We start from the raw sequence: 25242 nt of genomic DNA, 5'->3' as shown, positions 1-25242 counted from the left end.
AAATTATGATCAAAAAAATCGAAAATGCTAATGATTTAGACATCAAAAACTTAAAAGGGAAAACATTCATTCTATTTTCAGCTGACTGATGTGGAATGTGTGTTATGTTAAAACCAGAAGTTCAAAAATTTGCTGAAAAACACCCAGAAGTTAATGTTCTAACAGTGGATGTTGATGAAAATAGAGACTTAGCAAGACAATGATCAATCAACTCAATTCCTGCTTACTTTGTTTTTGAAGATAACATTCAAAAATTCGGTGGAGTAGGGTATAACACAGTTGATAAATTAGAAAAAATTGCAGGATTCTAATGAATTTCCAACCAAAAGCTATATTTTTAGATCTTGACGGAACATTGGTTGATAAAAAATCAACAATTTCACAAGAGAACATAGAAACTATCAAAGAAATTAACAAGTCTGTACCTTGCTTTATTTCTACTGGTCGTGCTTTTAACGAAAACCTGTTGCAAATAACAAATACTCTTGGTTTAGACTACGGAATAGCTCAAAATGGAGCAATAATTTTCGACAAAACAGGAACAATAATTAGAAAAATTACTATCAACGATGAAAAATTCAATCAAATTATTAAGATTTTGATTGAAGATAAATTCTCGTTTATTGTAAATTCAAGTTCAACGATTTATTCAAATAACCTGTTTGCCAAAATGATTCCTGTTTTCAAAAAGAAAATATATGTTGCCACTTACAACAAAATGCCAAAACAAGATGATGTTACTAAAATTTTAGTTTTAAGCTTCTCAACAAAAAAATTGGCACTTTTGCAAAAGAAATTACTTAAATATGTTCCAAACATTAATGTCGCAATGACTGCAAACAATAAAGCGCTAGAAATAAATGATATTGAAGCCTCAAAAGGCTTTGCTGACAGCTATGTTTGTGCTTTAAAAAATATTGACCCACAAAAAGCCGTGCATTTAGGCGATAGTATGAATGATGCCAGTGCAAAACAGTATTTGGGTGCTTTGATTGCGATGAAAAATTCAAGCCCACAGCTAAAAAACCTTGCAACAGAAATCGGTGCGCACTATAAAAAAGCCGGAGTTTCTAAAATATTAAAAAAACTAATTAATGCAAAATAATAATTTTTCGAGCAAAACAAGTGTTTTTGCTCTTTTTTTTACACAATGTATTTCTTGATAAAATTAGACGAAATAAGTTAAGATAGTTCATTCAAATATCACAAAAATCGCTTTTTTTCTTTGTATTCAATGATGTTGTTCATATCAAAAGTCAAAATACAGTAATATACAAATATATAATTTAAATATGAATGATAAAAATAACAATAGAACATTATATTTTTTCAAAACTATTGACCAATGTTTGAATATTGATGAAATATGTGAATCGATTAAGGAAAAAAAATATTCTAAGAGTGAAATCAGTTCAAATTTATTTTGTAGTCATTGTAAAATAGCGAGATTTACTCTTGCAACGAATGAAAACGGAACTTTATGAATTAGATCTTATCCAATTAAAACAAGTGGTAAGCACGATATTTCTTGCCCTTTTTTAAAAGAACAAAATAAAAGCGTAATTAATGCTGATAAAAATTACAAAGAAAATGAACTTTTGTCGTTTTTCTCTTCTTATATAAATAAAAATTCCAAAAGAGAAGGTAGTCATCATGATAAAGCTTTGAATGATGTTCAGAAACCTTCGGAACAACAACAAACAAGAAAACGAATTCAAATAATAACGCCAAACAATTTTGACAAAATAGAATATCACAAACTGTCGTTACTTAAAGGGAAATTTAAATGTCGTTTTATTTATAAAGATGACAGCAAGTTGTTCATAAATTTTTTAAACGAAAAGGGTATGACTGAATTTTCTGTTCTTTGAGACAGTGACATTCTAAAAAAAGTGATGAATGACATCAAGTGATTGAATGAGGAACTCGAAAAGAAATCTATTTTGAAAATAGATGTAGAATTATGCTTGAATGGTTTTACCAAGTCACAAAATCCAAATTACAAAGACAATGAAGGTTATTACAGCAGAATGCAATATCATCGACTAATCATTAAATTTAATAAAGTGAAATAAATTTATTTTAAAGTAGGATAAATTACTTATAATTAGTTATCTTTTACTCAGGAAGGCCGTGTGTTTTCAGTTAGATCTAGAGTATAGGATAAAAAGGTCGTACTTTCAAATAATAATGAAGTTTTCACTCCATCAATGATGGGGTGTTTTTCATTCAGGACAACATTGAATTTTTCATTGTTGTATCACTGGATATAATCTTTAACCAAATTTTTTCAATTAGCAAGAAGTCGTTTTATGGGTTGGTTGCGAATATAAACATTCCAATTTTAAAATAGAGAAAAAGTATTTAGTTTCTTCGCTATCTGAGACTGTTCATGCTTTTTCCATTGCGATACTTTTGCGCCATTTTTTATTGTATTAGTATATTCCGTTAGTGAATATCCATGAATGAATAACTCATTCTCCATCAAATGAATATTTCTAATATAGTTGGCAACAAGGTTAACATCATTTAAACGCTTAAGTTCAAATTAAGTACTTTTTTATTTTTGTGATGTAATACTATTAACAAGAAAATTGATTTTGCGCAACATCTTTTATTGACGAAGATGAGTTACATTAGCAAAAATAGCATTTAATTTGTTTTTTCTAAAATTTCTTTTGACAAGATCCAAAAATTTAGTATTTGTGTTTTTAATTTCTCTTTATTTTATTTTTTGTCTAATTTTGCAGATTAAAGCACATATTTGCAGATATAATTTGTCTATTTTTCAAGATTTATTCTGTTTTGTAAATGTTTTTTTAAAGTAATGATGCAATTTTTAGTTATACACAAAAAACTATTCTAACTAAGAGTTTTTGAATATTTTTTAGTTCTTAAGAATTATTACTAGCTTTTGTCTGTTTATTTACTAGGTTTAGCAACTCTTTCTTTTTTTATGTGCAAAGCCGTTTTTAGAAAGAATATTATTTTGTATTTCAAAAGGTTCATTTTTTTACCCTATTTATTATTTAGTAACCTTTCAAACTCAAATTTTTAAAGATTAAAATTAAGTAATATACAAAATAAGGTGACAGTATGCAAAATCTAAATTTTAAATTAACCTTATTTTTAAAGTTGTGTACAACAGGTTATTGTTTGATATGAGTTTAATTTTTATCACAAAAATAAAAAAAGTATTATAATTTAATTTGCTTAATAGCATTAGAAGCTATGTGTTGCCACCATAGCCAAACGGCCAAGGCAAAGGTCTGCAACACCTCGATTACCGGTTCGAATCCGGTTGGTGGCTCCAAAATGCGCCCGTAGCTCAATTGGACAGAGTGTTTGGTTACGGCCCAAAAGGTTGCGGGTTCGACTCCTGCCGGGCGCGCCATTTCAAGAAATTGACCCTTAAAAGAGCGTTGTGCTCTTTTTTTGTTACTCTTTTAACACTCAAAACAAAGTATAATTAAATACATGCTTAAATTAAAAAAGACGAAAACGATATTATTTGCACTTGCGGCAGTTACTACACCAGTCGTGGCCTTAACATCTGCTTCATGTAACAAAACTAAGAGTGATTTTGAAATTCCTGAAAGAAATAGAGTAGTTTTAGCAACAACTTATACACCGCAAAGTGATTTAAAAAGATATAGTGCACTAGTTGATTTAGTAACTAAATATAACGAATATGTGGAAAAAACCAATAAAGAGATTAAAGAATCAAGCAATCCAAAGCAAAGTCTTTTAAAACCGGTGGAATTACAATATTTTGCTGGGTCACTAAATGACTTGTACTTGAATTTAAAATTAAAACTTAATGCCAAAGATGTCAACACTATCCCAAATGCAGTTCTCGCTTATCCTTCAACTGCTGTTCTGTTATCTAGTTACAACAAGCTTTTAGACTTAAAAAATGTTGACACTTCAGATATTAAAGATGAATTTTTAAAAGCTAATAGTAACCTAATTGGACCAAAAAATATTCAAGTGGGACTGCTTCCTTTTGGAAAAAGTAGTGAAGTAATGACAGTTGACTTACCTTTATTAGGTTACATATTAACAACACTAAACACAAAGTATGACTCTTATTTAAAGAATCTTACTCAAGAACAAAAAGTCAATTTAAAAACTAACTTGATTTCAGCTACAAATTCAGAAACCTTACAAAAAGCGATAAACCTTTGAAAATCAGATTCTATCAGTGAAAACGAAAGAAATTTAATTCAAGAGCTTTGAAAACTTGACAAAGCTAATTTTGATTTCAGTAAAGTACAAAACTTTACACTAGATAATTCGATTATTTACACATATGACAATCAAATTTCTTTTGCTAACTTCTTAGCAAATTCTTTAGAAACTAACACTAATGAGTTTTTTGTTCTTGGAGTTGACTCGGTTGTAAATTACTTGTACTTACAAATGTTCAATGTAGCAAAGGGTGATTTTAAAAATTATTATTTACAGCCAGGAATAAAGAAAGACTATCTAATTGATTATTGAAAAGTCTTGAATGATAATCAAAACGACACAAATTCTAAAGAGTTTTACTCAAGAATTAAACAAATTGTTGACTTAATTAACACAAAAAGATTTTATGTTCAAAGAGACTCATCAAGAGATTTTAACTCTTCACGTCTTCAAACAGCACACAAGGTTCTTTTTGGATCTGGTTCAACATTAGCATATAATTATGTACGCTTTGCTCAAGATCCTTTCTTCTACAAAAATCAAAATATTTCATACTGAGCTAATGGGGATTTAATCAAAGATCAAGAAACAACAAAAATGACAATTGGTTCAAAAAAATATATGTTACCGACTGACATTGACAAAAAACAAAAAGTTGTGAGTTTACTGAACTTTGACTCAAACAACAAACCTACTACTGCTTCAAAGACACAAATTTTGACTGAAAATCTTATTTCTATAAATAAATTTATGGAAAACGCAAACAATGCAAAAGTGTTATATAACTCAACAGAAGCCAAGGAATTTATCATTAATAATTTGAGCGATTTTGTTAAGTTTTATGTGTTTGACACATCAAACCCAATGACTGAAGAGCAATACAACTCAGTATACAAAACAATTGATGATATCAATACTGCTTATGCTTCTAATTTGGCAGTCAAGGACAAACTTGAAAAAATAAGCGAGCTTGAAAAAAGTCTTCCAAAGCAAGTAGATTCTTGATGATTGTTAAAAGATTTTAAGCCACAAGGAAACAAACTTTCATTAAAGAATACGTTAATCACTACACCACCACAAAAAAACAATGATGAAGACCCAAACTACAATGGGGCATATGTTCTACAGGGTCCTTCAATTGTTGCAATTGATGCTGGACAAAAAAATAATGCTTCAACTTTAGCATTTATCAATTGACTATATAGTGATGATTTTAAACAAAGCTGAAGTGACTTAAAAGAAGGTGTTGAATTAACCCCAGTCGAATATTTTGCTTATCGCGCTGGGTACTTGTTTCCGTCGAAAAATTTCATCGAACAAAGTCCAAATTTAAATACCAATGCCTTTTTGGATATTTTCATCAAGCAAGTGCAAAAAACCGAGCAAGGTGATGGTCAAGTTCCTTTCGAAGAACCAGCTGATAAAAACAGTGATAAATTCAGAGGAACGCTAAAAGGATTGTTTAATACTACTTATGCTTCACGTGATAATCAAGTGCAATTTAGTTATCAAGACTTCGTAAAGGCGCTAAAACAAACAATGGATATGGTAGAAGAGCGAGCATAACTCGCTTTTTTACTTTTAAAAATGTAATTTTTAAGTTATGGCAAGATAAAAAGTGTTATAAAATTAATAATATTAATTTACTGCAAGTTTCAAACAATAATATGAAAGGATTAATATGTCAAAGATTAACTTTTTTGCTCTTGGAGGACAAGACGAAAATGGTAAAAATTGTTATGTTTTAGAAATTGATTCCAAAATTTTTGTTATCAATGCCGGAACTAAAGTACCAATCAATTCACATAATGGAATTGATACTTTAATTGCTGATTTTGATTATTTAGAAAAACATGCCAATAAAATTGAAGGGATTTTCATTACTGATGTTCACAACGAAAGCTTTAGTGCTATTCCTTGAATGTTAATGAAAATCAAAAACGTCAAAATCTATACATCTACATTCAATAAGTTTGTTGTTTTAGACAGAATTTCAAAATACAGTATCGAACATAATGACTACGAAGTTATAGCAATTAACAAACCTTTTAACATTGGCAAAATAAAAATAACTCCACTACCTTTAGCAGGGGGATTGCCAGGAACATTAGGTTTAAATTTCAATACCGATAATCAAAACATTTTATTTATGACTAATTTCGTTATCGGTAACCTTGGCCCTTATGGGCAAACTAAATTGCAAGATATTCAGCAAAAAATTGGTTCTGATCCGATCAAAATATTAATTATGGACTCAGGAAAATCAAATCAACCAGGTAATACTATCAATAAACTTTGAGTAACTAATCAAATTGAATACAAATTTATGGAAGCAAAAGAAGACCAAAGAATCATTGTCGGACTATACGATGAAGACATGATTACCGCTAATGAAATCTTGCTTCTAGCTATCAAATACAATCGGCCAGTCATCACATACGGTAGAAATTATTCAATTTTGATTGATTTGTTGCAAAAAATGCATCCAAACATGAAAATGCCGGAAGTTATTGATTATCGCAATGCCAATAGTGTTCACAATGCTGTTATTTTAGTCACTGGAGCAATTGAAAGATTACACAATCGTTTCTTAAGAATTGCTTCAGGAAATGACGTTTACTTGACACTAAGAGGAAATGATAAAGTTATTATGATTGCTCCACCAGTTAATGGTTTAGAAGTTAATTATGCAGTTACACTGGATGAAATTGCTCGTACATGTTCAGACTTAATTGAACTAAGCTCAAGCGAATATTACTCATGTAATCCAGCTAAACAAGACATTATTGATGTTGTGAAATTCTTCCGTCCAGAATACTTTATCCCAATTCAAGGTCTATATCGTTATTTTGCATTAGCAATCAGTGAAGTAGTTAAACATGCTTTTATGAATCAGAACAATTGCATTATTTTGAATAATGGTAAAGTTGCTCAATTTGTTGATGGTAAACTATTTTCACAAAAACACACTTTAAGACATCATGGTGATGTAATAATTGATGGTTTTGGAATCGGAGATATCAGTCACGAAGTTATTAAAGAAAGAGAAACACTAGCAAGAGATGGTGTGATAGCAGTTTCAAGCTTAATTGACTACAAAACTAAACAGCCAATTGGACAATTAAATATTGCTAGTTATGGAATTATTTCCAAAGAAAATAAAGAAGAAGTTACACAATTGATTGAAAAAATGTTTAATAAAGAATTTGAAGAAGCAGAAGAAATTAATTTAAAAGATATTCAAGAAAAATTACGTCGTACAATTAGAAAAAAAATGTTTAAAGTGCTTTACAAAGAACCATTAGTGGTGGTGACTTTATATGAAATCTAGTAAATTTAATTTTTTAAAATTATCAAAAGAAAATAACACCAATAAAACCAAAAAACACTTTGGATCAAAACGATTGTGACTAATTTTAACAATTGTTTTAAGTGTCTTTTTCTTAGTTTTTTCATTCCTGCCTGTGCCAGTTATAACCACAATTCACAGTTACACAATGGGGGCATTATTTGGAGCTTTTTCGACATTCATTTACTTATTTGTTATCTTATTTGCACTAAAATCACTTTTTAAATTTGAAAGTAAATTTTCATGAAGAGCTTTTCATATTTCAATTAACAAATCTATTTTCTTGGTAATCAGTGTTGTTTTTTTGACAACCACTCTTTACACTATGAAACAAAGCTTGGGCGAAATCTCTGGAAAAATTGATGCACCACAAAATGCTTTCAAACCAATATTCAATATATGATTTTCACAATTTAGCAAAGCTTATAATGGTAATACTGCCTTACCAAATCAGTACACAATGGGAATTGTTCCAACATTCTTTTATGCAGCTTTTGCAAGCATGGGTTCAACAGTCTTGGCACTCGTTTTATCAATCGTTTTGTTGCTAACTAGCTTAGTTTTATTAATTGTTTCACCTACCGTTTTAAACCGTTTTGCTTTTTCTAAATCAAAACGTGAAAAGGCAAAGCTCGAATCACTTAAAACTACAACAACCAAATATACTCAAAATAAAGCTACACAAGCACAAATCAAAACATTTGATGATAAAAATGAAGACAATCTTGCTTTCTTGAATTTACAAGAAGACAAGCCTCAAGTTGACAATAACAAAATTGTTTACAATCAAAATCAACGCGTTTCTTATAACGAAAATATTGAAGAACTATCAGACATTAACAATGAACACCAAACTGATGAATTGATAATTCAAAACAATGAAATTCATCAAAAAAGTATACAAACACAAAGCAATATTGATTTTGATGTTGATCCGTTTGATACAAGAGAAATAAACATTGATTTTGATTCGCCAAGCGAGCAACAATTCACTGAAAATACACACGAAAACATTGAATCACATACACAAAGAGATAACGATTTTAATAACATTTTTTATCAACCAAGTCAAGAAACAGATGATCTGAGTGAATCTGAAATTACTGAAATTAGTTCTGAAGATTCAATTTCAAATAAAAATCTAGAAGATATATTTGAAGACAACAATATTCAACCATTTGAGAAAGAAGAAAAAGCATCAAGCCAGAAAACTACTAAAAAATATAGTTTGGTTGATGACGACGATTTAGGATTGGATTAATTTATGGAAAGAAGAATTGATGATAGCTTAGCAATAAACGACATTTTCATAAACCCGACAAAGACTTTTTTTGAAACTAATGAAAGCAAATTGGGCGACATTTTTGATGATTTTATCAATGAAAGAATAAAACAATTTGATCCAGAAGCTGCCAACAAGGTTACATCACTAAGAAAAGAGATATTAGACAAAAAAGTTTCAATCGAGAAGCTTTATCAACATCTAAACATTGGTGGTAAACGTTTTGGAAACATCATGATCATTTTGAGTTGTTTCATTCTGATAGGTTTTATATTTCTAGCAATGGGAATATACCGTAAAAATTGTGAAGCAATTGAATCGTTTGAAAATGAAAAACAAAAAGCATACAAAGAAGCTGATAATTTAAGAATTGAAAAAGAAGCAATTTTGTGTTCAGTTTTCAACACTTTCAGTCCAGAAGACTTAAGATCATATGCCTTTAGTAAAATAGGAATCAATAAAGTTGAAGTAACTGACTGAAGCGATCTAAAACCGGTTTTCGCAGACACAACTAACCCGGTTTTCATTCACGCAGTACAAAAATATGACATCCGGAACACATATTTTTACGACATTTTTTATCGTGTTTTAACGTATGAACCAATCGAGTATACAGGTTCGATTGTTGTTAGCTATAGAAATGGCGACAAAACTTATAGCAAAACTATTGTGGCCTATTATCAACACACTTCACCTTTTTTAAAAAGCCGTTCTTTATTCTTATACCCAAGTAATTACTTACCAGAATTAAGTTTCATTTCACAACCTCTTGAAAGTGAAAGAAAAATAAGAAAAACACTGAAAAAGAGCACAGTTTTACTGGAAAATCGTGATTTTTACCAACATTTTAATCTTGAATACAACAACGATGTTGCATTTGTAAACTTTTTCCAAATGTTAATACAACAAAGATACATAGATTGAAAAATATATAGTCAAAAATTAAATCTATTCACTCCTGATTTTGAGAAAAAACCAACTGCTTTCTTAATCAACAACTGAAACATAAATGATGCTAAATTTTATTCTGAACTTAACTACAATGCAGTTGAAAATATAAGATTTGAAGAATCAGATATTGATAGAGTTAAGAAGGCTTTATGACCATTCTTTTACACAAATATGTCAAATCTTTTGGCTTCGATAAATTTTGTTTTTCAAAATAAATATTTAGCGGCTGAAAAGTACACTAAACCAGGTCAACGTTATCAAATTGATTACAAAGATGATCAAATTGTGTCAAATCCAGTAGATACTAAATTAGATGATACTTTAATAGTTAAATCAAAAATTTACAAAGAAACTTACTTAGAAATGTATAGTAAAGAAAGATTGAGACCCATCATTTATGAAATTGATTCTCAACATAAATCTTCTGACACTTCGATTTTTAACATCATTGCAACAAGCTGATACGGAATTGAAAAAGTTGAATATGTTAGAGTTTATGACCACGATTGCGGTACTGTTAATGTTCCAGTTCCTTACACTGACTACACCATGTTTAAAGAGCCTAAAATCGTTCTATTTAACTCAAAAATACGTCTAGAAAAAGGACAAATGATTAATTCCGGACTTGTTAAAAAAACTTTTTCAAGAAATAATGCAACTAAGATAGATCAACAGCTAATTGATGATAATAGAATGTATTTCAACTATCATTTTGTGAAAAATGAAGAAAAAGCATTTACAACAACAAGATGAATCAATAATTTTAATCGTCAATTCAATAAATATAAAGATACATACAAATTAGAAATCAATGAGCATGGAATATTTGTCTTTATTGACAAGCCAGACAAATTGGAAAAAAGTGTTATCGATCAGATGGCTGCAGCAATGAAACTTTAAATTAAGATATAATTTAAAAGAGCATAAATTCTAAGGAGAAAAAATGTTATTTGATTCAAGAAATGAACAAGTGGAAGTTAAATTAAACGTTGACAACCACATTCAACCAGCTAAAGCAACTAGTGCACAAAAAGCTATGTATATCTTTTTCATTATCATATCTTTATTCATCTTCTTGATTTTTGCATACAAAAAGAAAAATTCTTTCAATACTATGCAAGTAGAAGCACAAGAAGCTAGTTCGCAAATTCAGGCTGCGCAAGCAAAAAAGAAGAGCAACATTGATTAAAATGATGGATGGAGTAAAAAGCTACAGAAATCACGAAGCAGGACTACTAGAAAGAGTTACAGAATTACGTTCAAAGATCGCTGATGTTGATAAAACAAACAACTTACAAGAAAAACAAGCAATTCTAGAAAATGTTACTCGTGGACTTTCATTAACTTTCGAGCAATACCCAAATTTAAAGGCAGAAAGTCTATACTTGCAATTCAATACTGAAGTTGCTTTACAAGAAGATGAAATCTATGCAGCACGTAGAGTTTACAATATGAGAGTAAGACGTTTCAACCAAGAAATTTATGTTTTCCCTTGAATCGTTTTAGCTGAAAAAATGGGTCTACACAACCTAGCATTCTTCACAGCAACTGAAGAAGAAATTAAAGATGTAGATACTTCAAGCTTATTATAAGAATTTAAATCGCCTCTAAGGGCGGTTTTTTCTTGCTTTTTGCTAGTCATGGTGCTTCAAAATGCCTAAAATAAGGTAAAATTTTAATATATTTATATATTAAAAAAGAGGTAGCAATGGAGCAAAAAAATCATAATAATTACGATTCAAGCAGCATTGAAGTTTTAAAAGGTCTAGACCCAGTTCGTAAAAGACCGGGAATGTACATTGGAAGCATCGGTTTCAAAGGTCTTCACCACATGATTTGAGAAATTCTTGATAACTCAGTCGACGAAGCTTTGGCAGGTTTTTGTAATGAGATCACAGTTAACTTATATCCTGATAATGTAGTTGAGGTTATCGACAATGGTCGGGGAATACCGGTTGACAAACACCCAGGAACAGGACTAAGTACAGTCGAAACAGTTTTCACGGTTTTACATGCTGGTGGTAAATTTAACTCAGATGCCTATAAAGTTAGTGGGGGATTACACGGGGTAGGAGCTAGTGTTGTTAATGCCTTAAGTCAGGAATTTGAAGTATGAGTTACTAGAGATCAAAAAGTTTACTATCAAAAGTTTGCTAATGGAGGGCAAAAAGTAAATGAGTTGGCTGTTATTTCTGAAGCTCCTGAAGGAATTAGCGGAACTAGAGTTAAATTCAAACCTGATTTCACAATAATGGAAAAAAATGACTTTGACTTTTCAATCATTGCAGACCACGCAAAACAAACAGCATACCTTAACAAAGGATTAAAACTAAATATCAACGACAAAATTAAAAGTGTTGAAAAACAATTTTGTTTCGAAGGTGGAATAGTTGACTACGTGCGTGAGTTAGGGAAAGGTAAAAAAGTTATCAATCCAGAGATTGTATACGCTGAAGGAAGTTTCAAAGATCCAAGAATGGGTGAAGACGCAAAAGAAGTTAGTGTTGAAGTTGCTTTGCAATATAACGAAGGATTTTCAAATAATGTTGTTTCATATGCCAATAACATTTCAACAAATGAAGGTGGAACACATGAGCAAGGTTTTAGTGATGCTTTAGTAAGAATTTTTAATCACTGAGGTGAAGAAAATAAGCTAATCAAAGATGAAAAAAACCGTTTATCAAGAGATGATATTCGTGAAGGATTAGTGGCAATTATTTCAGTAAAACACGCAGATCCTATTTTCGAAGGTCAAACTAAGGGGAAACTAGAAAATAAAGATACTCGTAGTGCAACTAACAAAGTTTTAAGTGAATCGCTAGAACGTTACATGTTAGAAAATCCTGCTATAGCTCGTTTGATTGTTGAAAAATGTATCAAAACTCAACAAGCTCGTTTAGCTGCTAAAGCAGCAAGTGAAGCGTCACGTAAAAAAGATGGACTTGAGTTTGGAAACCTACCAGGAAAGCTTGCTGACTGTTCAACTAAAAATGCTGAATTAACTGAACTTTACATTGTCGAAGGGAACTCTGCTGGTGGTAGTGCCAAAATGGGTCGTGACCGTTCAATTCAAGCAATTCTACCATTGCGGGGAAAAGTTATCAATGCCGAAAAGAACAATATTCAATCAGTGTTAGAAAATAAAGAAATTGGAACTTTAATTCACGCTCTTGGAACTGGAATTCGTGATGAATTCAATATTAACAAACTAAGATACCACAAAATCGTTATTATGACTGACGCCGATGTCGATGGAGCTCACATTACAACCTTATTGCTAACCTTTTTCTATCGTTATATGCGTCCTTTAATTGAATATGGTTTTGTTTACTTGGCGCAGCCACCACTATACAAAATAAGTTATGGTAAAAATGTACAATATGCTTACAATGACAAGCAAAAAGAAGAAATTTTAGCATCTATTGACAAATCAAAAGTTAACATCCAACGTTACAAAGGGTTGGGAGAAATGGATCCAGAACAATTGTGAGAAACCACAATGAATCCTGAAAATCGTCGCATGTTACAAGTACAAATCGAAGATGTAGCTGCAGCTGACACAATCTTTACCACTCTAATGGGTGAAGAAGTTGAACCACGTCGTGATTTCGTACAAGAAAATGCTAAATATGCTTCAAATATCGATTTTTAATTCATGAAACATCTATTAAAAAATCAAGGTTTTACCAATAAAACTTATTTTGATGATAAACAAAACACATTCATTAAAGAAAAACAATATGATGAATTCAATCACAAAATTGATTATCAAATCCTTAACAAATTTGATTTCAGCCCTAAAGTTTTATATGATGATGAAAAAACTTTAGTAACAGAATTTATCAAAGGTAAACAACCAGAATTAAACAAAGAAAACTTAATAAAAATCGGTCAAATGCTGATTACAATTCACAACTCAAAATTACGTTTTCCTGCTAACAATTTAGCAAGAAGATTCAAAGTATATCGCCAAAAGGTTAGTGAACTAGGACGCAAGATTGACGTTTTAGATAAACACTACAAAAAAATTAATCTCTTCTTGAAAAATATCGACAACTCTGCTCCTTGCCACAATGACTTGTGACTATTCAATTTTATTGAGGATGAAAACAAAAATCTCTTCATTACTGATTGAGAATACGCCACAATGGGAGATGTTCACTTTGACCTTGCTTACTTTATTGAATCACAAAGTCTTACCGAAGAACAAACTCAGTGATTATATGAAGGTTATGGCGATGACTTTGAACCTTACTATGTTCACATTCACAAAATTTTGGTTAATGCTTTAGTTGTGCTATGGATAAACAAACATCCTGTTAAACCTTTTGATGACAGTCTTTACATTAAAAGAGTTGATGAATATATGAATCAACTAGAAGAAATTAAAAATGCTACAAGACAAACTCAATAAAACTGAGTCTAAACTTGTTATCGAAGAGTTAAGAGGAGTTTTTGGCTCGGTTATTAGTGAAAAAATAAGTGATATTTACTTTTACTATGAAGGCTTTAAGAACAAGACTTACCGTGCTAAATATCGTGGTGAAATGGTCCAAATCAGAATCCCAAAGTTTGACGAAGACTCAAAAATGACTAAAAAAGTCATTGCTAAGAATTTTGATGACTATTTATTTTACAAAGATGGGTACCTAATCAAGAAATGATATAATGGCCAAGATTTGACAAAAATCAAGATTAATCGAACAATTATTCGCAATCTTATTGTTGAAGTAAAAAAACTACACAACACAAAATTCAAGGCTCCAATTTTTAATTGATATAGTTGTAAAATTGATGACACAAAATATGATATGCTTCTAAAAAAATATGCCAATGATGACTTGGTATTGTGTCATAACAACATAAAGCGTTCGAATGTCATAGTTAATAGCCTGGGAAAAATTAAATTGATTGACTTTGGTGCTTGTTCTTACAATTACCCTGCTGCTGATGCTGCTATGATGTATATTAATTTAGGTATTTCAAAACAATTGTTATGTGATGAATTCGATATTACCTTAACTCAACTGGAAGATTTTATTTATTTAGTTAAGACAAGGGAAAAAGCAACTTTTAGCCAATTTTATTCACACCTTGAAACACCGCTGCCAAAAATAGCAAGAGCATTATATCTTTACCAAAACAAGTTCTATAACTACCAGTCTCGTTTCATAGTACAAAAAGTCAAGGATGGCTTTGGAGATCGTTTAAACATTGATTTACTAAATGAATTTTATTTTGTGCCAGTCTATGTGTATCAAGATGACAAAATTATCATTTGACGTTGAATGGAAGCAAACACAACAGGTTTTTTGACTGACAGGAAAATTCGTTCGATTGCTCGTGCTATTAAGATTTTGCATACTTCGAAAATTGAATTTCCGCCTTCAGTTTTAGATAAAAAGATTAAAAATTCTCTAAACCAAATTGGTATCGAAGCATTAAAGGAAGATTTTGACTCAATCTTTATTCATAATATGCGTAAGTGAGTATCTCAGTTAAACCTTAATGCTAACTGTCACAATTCACTTTCAATTGATAATATCTTTTTTTCAAAAAATCAAAGTGTTTATATTACTCAGTGAGATCAAGCTGCTAAAGGAGATCCATTGGTTGATATTGCTAATTTGTTTGAAAACATGGGATTGAATGAACACCAGGAAGCAATCTTTTGAAAGACTTATGGACGTAAATGTCCACAAGATTTCATTAAATACCGCGTCATAGCTCAGTTTCTTGCTTATTTAGCAAATAAAGTAAAACTTGATGATGAATTTCACTCGCGGATTAATATTAAAAGAATTAAAGATCTGATTTACAACTGAAACAAACACTAGTGAAAAGATGGCATAGCCATCTTTTTCATTGCTTTAGTGTCTTGTTTAGTATAATTTTTAATTATGGAAAATCAAAATCAAGAAATTATTCAGAAACCAAAAGCAAAAAAACATAAGCTGCGTTCTGCACTAATATTTTCAGGGCTTGCACTTTGTTTTATTGGCTTGATAGCTATTATTCCAATTGTTACCAAAGCTAAAAAACATGAAACACAAAAACCACTTCTTGAAGGTTATGTCGGCGCAAATAAAGAGCAAGAAACAAAAGTAGAGCTAGTTCAAAACTCAGAATCAAAAAAATGAGAACTTCAGAGTCAAAAATATGATTTTGTCAATGCTTTTGCTTCTGGAACTATGATTAGAGAGTTTTCAGTTAAAAATAATAACGTCTTTAAATTTAAGATTAACGAACAATTAATTGGTACTCTAGTTAAAGAAAACTATGAAAAATACTTAAAAGAAATATATAAAGACGATAAACATTTTTCAAACGAAAGTTTCACCTATGAAAATGTAAAAAGCAATGATGAATTGGAGTTCAATGTGTCAAACATTTTCAAGGAATGATATGCAAACGATGAAGAGAAAAAGGATAGCAAACTAACATTTAAAACATTGCTAGACTACATCGATCACTTTGATTTTACTGCTACATATGGTTATATCAAAGACAGCACTACGAAATTTAAACTAACATCAGCTATAACAATCAAAGCTCTTTTTGTTGCTTTAAAAAATTATGAACACCAAAATCCACAACTAGCTGATCTAGAAGTAGAAAAAATGTCATTCAAAATAAAAATAATATTAGATGAAGTCAATCAAATGCAACACCTACTTTTTGAACCGATTTTGATTTTAAAAGGAGAATAATGACTAACGCAGATTTTGAACAAGAAAAAATGATGGCTTTACAAGCATGAAATGCTGTATATGGAAACAAACAAGAAGCAGAAGATTTTGCCGGGAGAAAAATAGTTCGTGATGAATATAAAACAGATTCAGAATTTTCTTGAGAAATAGATGTTCTGTATCCTGTCAAAAAAAATGAACTGCCTACTAATGATAATTTAATGATTATGAGTAGTTTAACACAAAGAGAAAAAGGACTAAACGGTACATTTAAAGCTAATAATAGACATTTTCAAATAAGAAAAACTCTTGACGGTTATGAATTATTTGAAATGTACAACGATGAAAAATAGGCAGCTAAAAGCTGCTTTTTTTGTGTTTTTGTCACCAAAAAGCAAAAAAGAAAAAGCAACTTGAAAGTTGCTTCTTTGAAAATAATTATTTTAGAACTTCTGTAACTGTTCCAGCTCCAACAGTTCTTCCACCTTCACGGATTGAGAATTTTGTTCCGTTTTCAACGGCGATAGGAGCGATTAGAGTAACTGTTAAGTCAACGTTTTCTCCTGGAACAACCATTTCACGTCCATCTGTGAATTTAATTCCACCTGTAACGTCTGTTGTACGGAAGTAGAATTGTGGTTTATAGTTAGCGAAGAATGGTGTGTGACGTCCCCCTTCTTCTTTTTTAAGTGCATAGATAGCAGCTTTGAATTCTGTGTGAGGGATAATTGTTTTAGGTTTTGCTAAAACTTGTCCACGTTGAACATCATCACGGTCAATTCCACGTAGTAATAGTCCAGCGTTGTCTCCAGCCATAGCTTCTTTTAGGTTTTTACGGAACATTTCAATTCCTGTAACAACTGTTTTTTTGGTGTCTTTTAGTCCAACGATTTCAACTTCTTCGTTCAGTTGTAGTTTTCCACGTTCAACTCTACCTGTTGCAACAGTTCCACGTCCTGTAATTGTGAAAACGTCTTCAACTGCCATTAGGAATGGTTTGTCAGTTTCTCTTGGAGGTTCGTCGATTCATGTGTCAACTGCATCCATTAATTCCATGATAGCAGCTTCATATTTTGGATCTCCTTGTAGAGCTTTAAGAGCTGATCCACGAATAACTGGTGTGTTGTCTCCGTCGAATTCGTATGATGATAATAGGTCACGAATATCCATTTCAACTAGGTCGATGATTTCTTCTTCACCTTCTAGCATGTCAACTTTATTTAGGAAAACAACCATTTTTGGAACTCCAACTTGTTTTGAAAGTAGGATGTGTTCACGTGTTTGAGGCATTGCTCCATCAGTTGCAGCAACTACTAGGATAGCTCCATCCATTTGAGCAGCTCCAGTAATCATGTTTTTAACATAGTCAGCGTGCCCTGGACAGTCAACGTGTGCATAGTGACGTTTTTCTGTGTTGTATTCGATGTGAGCTGTGTTAATTGTAATTCCACGTTCTTTTTCTTCTGGTGCATTATCGATAGAAGCATAATCACGAGCTTCTGATAGACCTTTTTTAGATAAAACAGTAGCAATAGCAGCTGTTAATGTTGTTTTACCGTGGTCAACGTGTCCGATTGTTCCAATGTTAACGTGAGCTTTTGAACGGTCAAAATCTAATTTTGCCATTGTATTTCCTTTCTGAAATTTGTTTGTAATTTATAAAACTATTTTTCGATTTTAATTTAACGCGTTAAACCAACCTAAGTATAGTCTTTCACCTATATCCTGTCCATTGCGTTAAATACTTATTAAATTTTAGCAAAAAAAACTCTTTTTTTTCTTATTGGTGTTTGTTCTCTACTTTGTAGAGAAACAAAATGAGTATTTGTTAAGAGTTATTTTTTAGCCTTCTTAAAACTATCTTTGTAAATTTCAATTGCTGCTTTTGCAATCATTGCTCCATTATCAGTGGCATATTCTTTAAGTGGAACCAAAGCATTTGGATGAATAGTTAGGAACATATTTCTAATCGCATTGTTAGCACTAACACCACCACACAAAACTATTGATTTTGGTTGAAAAGTTTCAATTGCTTTCGTCATTTTTTCTTTTAAATACTCAACAATGGTTTCTTGAAATTTGGCAGCTATATCCTCGACTGGAACTTGCTCATTTCGGTTGCGATAATTATTAATGAAGTTAATAAATTGAGTTTTTATTCCACTGAGTGAAAAATCATACTCATTTTCAGTGTGTGGGATAGAAAAATGATGCTTAATATTACTTTTATGAGTTGAAGCAATTTTGTCAATTTTTGGACCTCCTGGATGTTCTAAACCTAGTTTACGTCCGATCTTGTCATAACATTCTCCAACTGCATCATCAATTGTTGAGCCTATAACACTCATTTTAAAACTATTTTGAACAAGAATTATTTGTGTGTGTCCACCAGAAACTACCAATCCTAAAGCTGGATATTTGATTTTTTGACCTATTGAAGCTGAAAAAAAGTGACCTTCTATGTGATCAATAGGAACTATAGGTTTTTGCAGTGTCATAGCGATTGCCTTTGCTGCTAAAAAACCAATTTGAAGTGCACCAATCAAACCTGGTTTTGCTGTGTATGCAATCAAGTCAATTTTATTTAAATCAAAATCTTTTTTAATTTCCTCTAATGCTAGATAAATGTTTTTAACATGCAAACGTGAAGCAATTTCAGGAACAGTTCCGCCATATTTTTTGTGTACTTCAATTTGACTTATTGTTACTATTTTTAAAACACCTTTTCGACTGCTAACAATTGCTAGTGACGTATCATCGTGACTAGTTTCGATTCCTAATACAAGCATTATTCTAGTCCTCCAATTTGTGGGTCATGAAAATACTTAACATCAACGCTTTCTAAGTCTTCTACTAATGTGAAACATTTTTGATACTCTTTAAAATTTATAAGTAATTCACTGTAGTCAATTTCATCAACAACAATGTTTTTCACTAACTCGTGTTTTTCATCATTGTTTGTGTCAATTTTGTATGAAGCATATTTATTAGCCTTGATGAATAAAATGTCATTTTTCAGTTGTTTTTTCAGTAGTTGAATTGTCGAAGTAACATATAGTTGAGTGTTTTTGTGTATTTGGCAAATTGTTCTAGCAAAAGTAAGGGCGATTCTACTACCTGTAAAAGAACCTGGTCCTACATTGATATAAATAGCATTCAAATCAGTAACTTTTGCACTATTTTGAGTAAGAATTTTCTCGACCAAATGTGGTAAAACATCTACTTTTTTATTAAGTTTGTCAATGATAATTTTGTCTATAAGTTTTAATTTCGAGTTATATAAACCAATTGCCAAATCTTCTAAACAACCATCTAAAAATAAATTCATTACACTTCCTCTACTTCAAAAATGTGTTGACTATCCTTAAGATAAGCATTGACTTTTGCGTAGTGACTAAAATTGTGACTAATATTATCAGACCACTCAACAACCACCAAGTTATCCTCAAAATAATCTTCAAACCCAGACAATGAACCTGTTAGTTTATAAGCATCGATGTGTACTAATCCTTCATAAACAAGGATAGTATTGAATGTTGGTGACACAATTTCTTTTTCAATATTCAGCATTTTTGCAATACATTTGGTTAGAGTGGTCTTCCCTGCACCTAACTCACCATTCATCAAAATCGCTTCAACATTTAAAGACAGTAAATAAGAAGCCAGTGGCTCTAGTGATTGATTATGTTCAAAGATGAAAACCTTTTTTTGCATTTTTATCCAATCAGTTTATCAATTGTTTGTTTTGAAAAGTTTTTAACTAAGTATGAACCGACTACTGCTAATTTAACTCCTGAACTAAAAACATTTTCAATAGTAGAACCATTGATACCACCATCCATTTGAATTTCTATATCAAGGTTGTTTTCTTTGATGTACTTACTAAATTCTTTAGCTTTAGCAAGAGTTTCAGGCATTAATTTTTGCCCACCAAAACCAGGTTCAACACTCATAATTAAAATTCTTTTTACATTTTTTAGGATTTCAGGATCGATTGAAAATATGTCAGTTTTAGGTTTAACTGCCAGTCCTAAACCAACTTTTTTGTCAGCAAAATATTTTTGATAAATTTTTCTTAAGCGCTGAGTATCGACCGCTTCAACATGGAATGTTATAACATCGGCAAAAGAATTAAATTGTTCAATATATGACTCAACATCTTCAACCATCAAGTGAATATCCATAATGTGTTTAGGACATTTTTGTGAAATTTCTTTGATTATTTCAGTACTTAAAGCAATGTTTGGTACAAATTTATTATCCATAACGTCATAGTGAACATACTCAATTCCTCAGTCAATTAACTGCTTTACATACTCAACTTGCTTATCTTTAGGTACATCTAAAATCGAAGGTGATATTGTGTGCTTATGCATAGTTGTCCTCTTTCATTTTTCTTAAAAAAGTCAAATAGTTCTGATATCTTTCATGCTTAATTTCACCACTTTGAACCATTTTTTTAATTTCACAGTCATCAAGAGTTTCTTGATCATGTCTACAAGAACTAAATTTGCATTTGACTGCATTTTCGCGAAAAACTTTAAAGGCAGTTGGAAGTTCATCAATTGTCAAATCAAAATCAATCGAACTAAAACCAGGAGTGTCAATGATTTCTCCGCCATTGAATTCAATCAAACTAACTTCCCGAGTTGTATGTTTTCCTCTGTTCAAAGCTTTAGAAATTGCTTGAGTCTCAAAATTCGTTTTTGCTAAATAATTAATCAAAGTAGTTTTGCCTACTCCAGTCTGCCCTACAAAGAAACTAGTTTTATTTTTAAAAACAGCACTCAGACCTTCTAATGTTTGTGGTTGTGTGTAATCAATTTCAAAAACTTTGTAACCTTGTTTTTTGTAGTATGAAATTTTTGAGTCGCTTGTTAAATCTTTTTTTGTCAGAACTATAACTGGTTCAACATTTTTGTTTTCAATAATAATCAAAAATTTATCAATTAGGAGCGATGAGTATTCAGGTTCGACTAGCGACATGACTACAATCGCTTGATCAACATTAGCAATCTTGGGACGAATAAAAATGTTTTTACGTTCATAGATTTTATGAATCAAACCATCGGGAATGAAATCCACTCAATCTCCAACAGTGGGTTTAATATCTAGAAGACGTAGTTTACCACTTCCTCTAGTTCTAAAAATTTGACCGCTTTTAGTTTTCACATCGTAAAATCCAGCAACTGATTTTATTATTTTTCCGTATTCCATTTCTTAACCTTTAACTGCTAGATAAATCAAAATAGCCACAAAAATAGCAAATAGAACTGCTGTTACAACAATTAAAGAGACAGTGAACTTTTTATTGTGGAATCACTCAAAACTAGTCTTTTTCTTGTTTTTAGAAAATGAGATTTCGCTTTCAAAAGCACGATATGGATCTAAACAGGTGTTAAGATCATTGTATAACTCGAAACAACTTTCGTAGCGATCTTCAGGTTTTTTAGCACAACACTTGTTGATAATGTTTTGCACTGGCATTGGTATTGTACGATTTAAGTTTGTAAGTTTGGGAATTTCTTGATTTACATGACTTAGCAATTGATTTTTCATTCCTTCAACATTGCTATATGGGTTGTGCCCTTCTAACATTTCATACAACAAAATTCCAAATGAGTAAATATCGCTTTGTACTGAAGGACCTTGTGTTTTTTCAATCAGTTCTGGTGCTATATACTCTGGAGTACCAACCACTTTGTTGACTTGAGTTAATCTTGGACTCGCTTCATTTAAGGCAATACCGAAGTCAATAATTTTCGCGCTTCCTGTTTTTGTTTGAATAATATTACTTGATTTAAGATCACGATGAATTATACCTGCGCTGTGAATATCAGCTAAACCCAAAGCAATGTATTTTGCTAGTGTGATTGCTAGACCTGTTTCGAGACCACCAGTTTTTTTAATTAAGTCTTTTAAAACTGTTCCTTCAACATATTCCATAACTATTCAAGAAACATTGTCATCGATTTCTGCATCATAATAACGAACAACATAATTTGATTTAATTTGTTTCATTGTTTCAATTTCCGAAATGAAACGTTGTTTTTCGATCGTCGAATGGTCTGATTTTATGACTTTGACTGCTACTTGTTTTAAGGTTTCTCTACTGCGACACAGGAAAACGCTACCCATTCCCCCTGTCCCGATCTCGGAAACAATTTCATATTTTTCTTCCATTTTTTGAGTATTTACGTTCATTATTTAATCTCCACTAGTAAACAGGTCATATTGTCATTTGATTTATTTTTCATTGCCGTATTGATTAATTGCTGGCATTTTTGCGAAAGAGTAGAATTAGAACTTTGCAAGATTTGCTCTATTGCAGGTTTACTTGCAAAATCATGAATTCCATCAGTAGTTAAAAGTAAAAGTTTAGGATGGTTTTCTTTTTTAAGTAAAAACACTTCACTTTTAGAAGGTTTGTTTGGTCCTAAAGCAGAAACTAGTTTTGCATAATTTATATCTTGCATTGCAATCTCAGGAAGTATTTTCTGCTCATCAATCATAGTGTTTAAAACATTGTGATCTTTGGTTACTTGATGTAAAAATCCATTATATAAGTATGTGCGTGAGTCACCAATGTTTAATATGTAAACTGTTTTGGTCTTTTTAAAACACAAAAACATAGTGATAGTGGTCCCCATATCACTGCTTGCTTTTTTCAATTTAACAAGCTCTTTCATTTTTGCTTCAGCTTTTAAAATCCCTTTATTCAATCATGTGCGAACTTCCTCATGATTATTTTCATCAAGAAAATTAAAATCCGTTTCATTAAAATACTTGCTAAATTCATCCACTGCAACTTGTGAAGCAACTTCACCATTTTCATGGCCACCTAGTCCATCACAAACTACACCCATTGCAACAATGTCGTTTTGTAAAAAACAACCGTTGTCTTCATTATTACTGCGAACACCTATGTCTGACTTAAAACATCAGTCGAACATAGACTAAAGATTGAATTCCTTTTCAATAATTCTTTTGACTTCTTGGTAGGTTCCATCAACAGTATCATTTGTAACAACATAATTAAATTGACTTATGTAACGAACTTCGTCGTATGCTTTTTCCATCCGTTTTTTAAGAGTTTCAGGAGTTTCTGAACCACGTTCTTCAATTCTTCTTTTTAATTCTTGAAATGAAGGTGGCATAACGAAAATAGAAACAATCTTGTCAAGATTATTTTTCTTAGCATATTTGTTAATTATTTGTAATGCGCCATTAGTTTCAATTTCTAAAAATGGGATATATCCTGAAGAAGAAATTCTTTCTAGATCACTGTATAAAGTTCCATAGTAATTATCGAAGTGTTGTGAGTACTCCAATAGATCACCATTTTTTATGTGTTGTTCAAATTCTTCTTTGGTTTCAAAATAGTAGTGTACCCCTTCTTCTTCGCCAACACGTGGTTTACGAGTTGTTGCTGAAACTGAAAGCTTTAATTTTAATGCTACATCCCTGAAAAGTTGCTTTTCTATTGTTCCTTTTCCAACTCCAGAAGGCCCTGTAAAAATAATGATTTTTTTATTAAATTCTTTTGACATAAAACTCCTTAATTTTAGAATTATATTCTAAAAAGCAGTAAAACTAACGCTTTTCTAAAAAATAAACTCAGCTGATTGAATATTTCTTAACTTTTGTAGTTTCGAAAAGGGGTGTTGAAAAGTCTTTTCGAGCTGTTTCAAGAATAATTTTTCCATTTTCAGTCAATAAATCTCTTTCGCTTATCAATCTTAAAGATTCAGTATAAAGAGTTTGATTTGCATATGGCGGGTCGATAAAAATAAAGTCGAATTTTTGTTCCGTTTTTTGCAAAAAGATTAAAGCATCAGTGTTTTTTAACTCAAATTCAATCTTTTTGAATTTTTCGGCGTTTTTTGCAATAACCTTATATGCTTCGCGATTTTTCTCAATCAAAATGCTTTTTTTGACTCCTCGACTGATTGCTTCAAAACCAAAAGCGCCACTGCCTGCAAACAAATCCAAAAAGATTTTATCTTCAAGCTCAAAACTTAAAGATGAAAACAATGCTTCACGAAGTTTTTCACTACTTGCTCGAGTGATTTTTTTATCTGGTTGTTCTAAACGTGTATTTCGATATTTTCCAGCTACTATTCTTAACATACAAATAATTATAATACACTTGCATTTTTCAGTCATTTTGAGTATTTTTTAACATAGTTAAAGAGTTTGATAAGGCCTTTTTTGTTATAATTTCAAATATGTTTGAAGTAAAGTTAGTAAAGTTACCTAATAAGGTACTAAGAGAAAAGTCGAAAGACGTTCCAATTCCCCTGACTCAAGAAGATGATCTATTGATTCAAAAAATGATTTATCACATTGATGATAGTCAAAAAGAAGGATCAAAATTTAGAGCAGGTGTTGGAGTGGCCGCTGTTCAATATGGAATTTTGAAAAATATTTTTTACATTATGATTCAGGATGAAGAAGGTAATATGATTTTTCGTGATGCACTAGTTAATCCACGCGTGATTGCCCACTCAGAATTAAAACAATCGCTTGCTGAAGGAGAAGGGTGTCTAAGTGTTTCTGAAACATGACCACATCAAGAAGGATATGTTCCAAGATACCGTCGCATAAAAGTAAAAGCATACTCATATTTTGAAAAAAAAGAAAAAACATACGATGTTTCTGGTTATGAAGCAATTGTTATGCAACATGAATTAGATCACTTGCAAGGTAAATTATTCTTAGATCGCATTGACAAAAATAACCCTTGAAAAGAAGACAAAAATATGGAGCTGTTAGGATAA

The 25242-nt window shown here is 31.2% G+C and carries 25 protein-coding genes and 2 tRNA genes; 17 read left to right on the top strand and 10 right to left on the bottom strand.

Annotated elements, in window-relative coordinates:
- Nucleotides 1-5: 5 nt before the first annotated feature.
- From ACSH40_RS00330 to ACSH40_RS00255, 16 genes are all read left to right on the top strand, one after another.
- Nucleotides 6-311 (top strand): thioredoxin family protein, encoded by a 306-nt coding sequence (locus ACSH40_RS00330; protein ID WP_438341582.1) that lies wholly within the window; start codon nt 6-8, stop codon nt 309-311.
- On the top strand, nt 311-1105 hold the full coding sequence (locus tag ACSH40_RS00325; protein ID WP_438341581.1) for a Cof-type HAD-IIB family hydrolase: 795 nt from the start codon (nt 311-313) through the stop codon (nt 1103-1105). The genes ACSH40_RS00330 and ACSH40_RS00325 overlap by 1 nt, the downstream gene beginning before the upstream one ends.
- Nucleotides 1106-1292: 187 nt before the next feature.
- Nucleotides 1293-2075 (top strand): hypothetical protein, encoded by a 783-nt coding sequence (locus ACSH40_RS00320; RefSeq protein WP_438341580.1) that lies wholly within the window; start codon nt 1293-1295, stop codon nt 2073-2075.
- 1163 nt (nt 2076-3238) lie between these two features.
- A tRNA-Cys gene (locus ACSH40_RS00315) sits at nt 3239-3313 on the top strand.
- A gap of 4 nt (nt 3314-3317) precedes the next feature.
- Nucleotides 3318-3394: transfer RNA gene (locus tag ACSH40_RS00310), tRNA-Arg, on the top strand.
- A gap of 83 nt (nt 3395-3477) precedes the next feature.
- Complete coding sequence (locus tag ACSH40_RS00305) at nt 3478-5757, top strand: P68 family surface lipoprotein (protein ID WP_438341579.1); 2280 nt, start codon at nt 3478-3480, stop codon at nt 5755-5757.
- A gap of 115 nt (nt 5758-5872) precedes the next feature.
- Complete coding sequence (locus ACSH40_RS00300) at nt 5873-7522, top strand: ribonuclease J (protein WP_438341578.1); 1650 nt, start codon at nt 5873-5875, stop codon at nt 7520-7522.
- Nucleotides 7512-8801 (top strand): hypothetical protein, encoded by a 1290-nt coding sequence (locus tag ACSH40_RS00295; RefSeq protein WP_438341577.1) that lies wholly within the window; start codon nt 7512-7514, stop codon nt 8799-8801. Before ACSH40_RS00300 ends, ACSH40_RS00295 begins: the two co-directional genes overlap by 11 nt.
- Nucleotides 8802-8804: 3 nt before the next feature.
- Nucleotides 8805-10673: a hypothetical protein gene (locus ACSH40_RS00290; RefSeq protein WP_438341576.1), complete on the top strand. Its 1869-nt coding sequence runs from the start codon at nt 8805-8807 to the stop codon at nt 10671-10673.
- Between the two features lie 43 nt (nt 10674-10716).
- On the top strand, nt 10717-10962 hold the full coding sequence (locus ACSH40_RS00285) for a hypothetical protein (RefSeq protein WP_438341575.1): 246 nt from the start codon (nt 10717-10719) through the stop codon (nt 10960-10962).
- Between the two features lies 1 nt (nt 10963).
- Nucleotides 10964-11365 (top strand): LemA family protein, encoded by a 402-nt coding sequence (locus ACSH40_RS00280; RefSeq protein ID WP_438341574.1) that lies wholly within the window; start codon nt 10964-10966, stop codon nt 11363-11365.
- A gap of 116 nt (nt 11366-11481) precedes the next feature.
- Complete coding sequence (gyrB, locus tag ACSH40_RS00275; protein WP_438341573.1) at nt 11482-13425, top strand: DNA topoisomerase (ATP-hydrolyzing) subunit B; 1944 nt, start codon at nt 11482-11484, stop codon at nt 13423-13425.
- 3 nt (nt 13426-13428) lie between these two features.
- Complete coding sequence (locus ACSH40_RS00270) at nt 13429-14187, top strand: phosphotransferase (RefSeq protein ID WP_438341572.1); 759 nt, start codon at nt 13429-13431, stop codon at nt 14185-14187.
- The gene (locus ACSH40_RS00265) at nt 14165-15610 is read left to right on the top strand and encodes a phosphotransferase (protein WP_438341571.1); all 1446 of its coding nucleotides are present in this window, start codon (nt 14165-14167) and stop codon (nt 15608-15610) included. Before ACSH40_RS00270 ends, ACSH40_RS00265 begins: the two co-directional genes overlap by 23 nt.
- Nucleotides 15611-15673: 63 nt before the next feature.
- Nucleotides 15674-16483 carry a hypothetical protein gene (locus tag ACSH40_RS00260; RefSeq protein WP_438341570.1) on the top strand — a complete coding sequence of 270 codons (810 nt, stop codon included), beginning with the start codon at nt 15674-15676 and terminating at the stop codon, nt 16481-16483.
- On the top strand, nt 16483-16815 hold the full coding sequence (locus ACSH40_RS00255; protein WP_438341569.1) for a hypothetical protein: 333 nt from the start codon (nt 16483-16485) through the stop codon (nt 16813-16815). Before ACSH40_RS00260 ends, ACSH40_RS00255 begins: the two co-directional genes overlap by 1 nt.
- An 85-nt stretch (nt 16816-16900) precedes the next feature.
- Here ACSH40_RS00255 and tuf read toward each other — a convergent pair whose 3' ends face one another.
- The 10 genes from tuf to rsmD all read right to left on the bottom strand — a co-directional run bounded on the left by tuf (nt 16901) and on the right by rsmD (nt 24592).
- On the bottom strand, nt 16901-18088 hold the full coding sequence (gene tuf / locus ACSH40_RS00250; RefSeq protein WP_438341568.1) for an elongation factor Tu: 1188 nt from the start codon (nt 18086-18088) through the stop codon (nt 16901-16903).
- A gap of 209 nt (nt 18089-18297) precedes the next feature.
- Nucleotides 18298-19251, bottom strand: coding sequence for a tRNA (adenosine(37)-N6)-threonylcarbamoyltransferase complex transferase subunit TsaD (gene tsaD / locus ACSH40_RS00245; protein WP_438341567.1), 954 nt, complete (start codon nt 19249-19251; stop codon nt 18298-18300).
- The gene (locus ACSH40_RS00240; protein WP_438341566.1) at nt 19251-19790 is read right to left on the bottom strand and encodes a hypothetical protein; all 540 of its coding nucleotides are present in this window, start codon (nt 19788-19790) and stop codon (nt 19251-19253) included. The genes tsaD and ACSH40_RS00240 overlap by 1 nt, the downstream gene beginning before the upstream one ends.
- Nucleotides 19790-20176, bottom strand: a complete 387-nt coding sequence (gene tsaE / locus ACSH40_RS00235) for a tRNA (adenosine(37)-N6)-threonylcarbamoyltransferase complex ATPase subunit type 1 TsaE (protein ID WP_438341565.1) — start codon at nt 20174-20176, stop codon at nt 19790-19792. The genes ACSH40_RS00240 and tsaE overlap by 1 nt, the downstream gene beginning before the upstream one ends.
- A 2-nt stretch (nt 20177-20178) precedes the next feature.
- The gene (locus ACSH40_RS00230; protein WP_438341564.1) at nt 20179-20838 is read right to left on the bottom strand and encodes a ribulose-phosphate 3-epimerase; all 660 of its coding nucleotides are present in this window, start codon (nt 20836-20838) and stop codon (nt 20179-20181) included.
- A complete protein-coding gene (gene rsgA / locus ACSH40_RS00225; protein ID WP_438341563.1) occupies nt 20831-21679 on the bottom strand; it encodes a ribosome small subunit-dependent GTPase A in 849 nt (282 codons plus the stop codon). The genes ACSH40_RS00230 and rsgA overlap by 8 nt, the downstream gene beginning before the upstream one ends.
- A gap of 3 nt (nt 21680-21682) precedes the next feature.
- Entirely contained in the window at nt 21683-22666 is a 984-nt protein-coding gene (locus ACSH40_RS00220) for a serine/threonine-protein kinase (RefSeq protein WP_438341562.1), read from the bottom strand.
- Nucleotides 22666-23415, bottom strand: a complete 750-nt coding sequence (locus ACSH40_RS00215; protein ID WP_438341561.1) for a PP2C family protein-serine/threonine phosphatase — start codon at nt 23413-23415, stop codon at nt 22666-22668. The genes ACSH40_RS00220 and ACSH40_RS00215 overlap by 1 nt, the downstream gene beginning before the upstream one ends.
- A gap of 3 nt (nt 23416-23418) precedes the next feature.
- Nucleotides 23419-24012, bottom strand: coding sequence for a guanylate kinase (gene gmk, locus ACSH40_RS00210; protein ID WP_438341560.1), 594 nt, complete (start codon nt 24010-24012; stop codon nt 23419-23421).
- A gap of 43 nt (nt 24013-24055) precedes the next feature.
- Nucleotides 24056-24592, bottom strand: a complete 537-nt coding sequence (gene rsmD / locus ACSH40_RS00205; protein WP_438341559.1) for a 16S rRNA (guanine(966)-N(2))-methyltransferase RsmD — start codon at nt 24590-24592, stop codon at nt 24056-24058.
- A gap of 98 nt (nt 24593-24690) precedes the next feature.
- On the opposite strand from rsmD, the gene def reads away from it, so the two are divergent.
- Nucleotides 24691-25242 (top strand): peptide deformylase, encoded by a 552-nt coding sequence (gene def / locus ACSH40_RS00200; protein ID WP_438341558.1) that lies wholly within the window; start codon nt 24691-24693, stop codon nt 25240-25242.

This window comes from Mycoplasma sp. 3341, from assembly GCF_051549855.1.
GTDB lineage: Bacteria > Bacillota_I > Bacilli_A > Mycoplasmatales > Metamycoplasmataceae > Metamycoplasma.
This window is presented reverse-complemented; position numbering and strand designations above follow the sequence as displayed.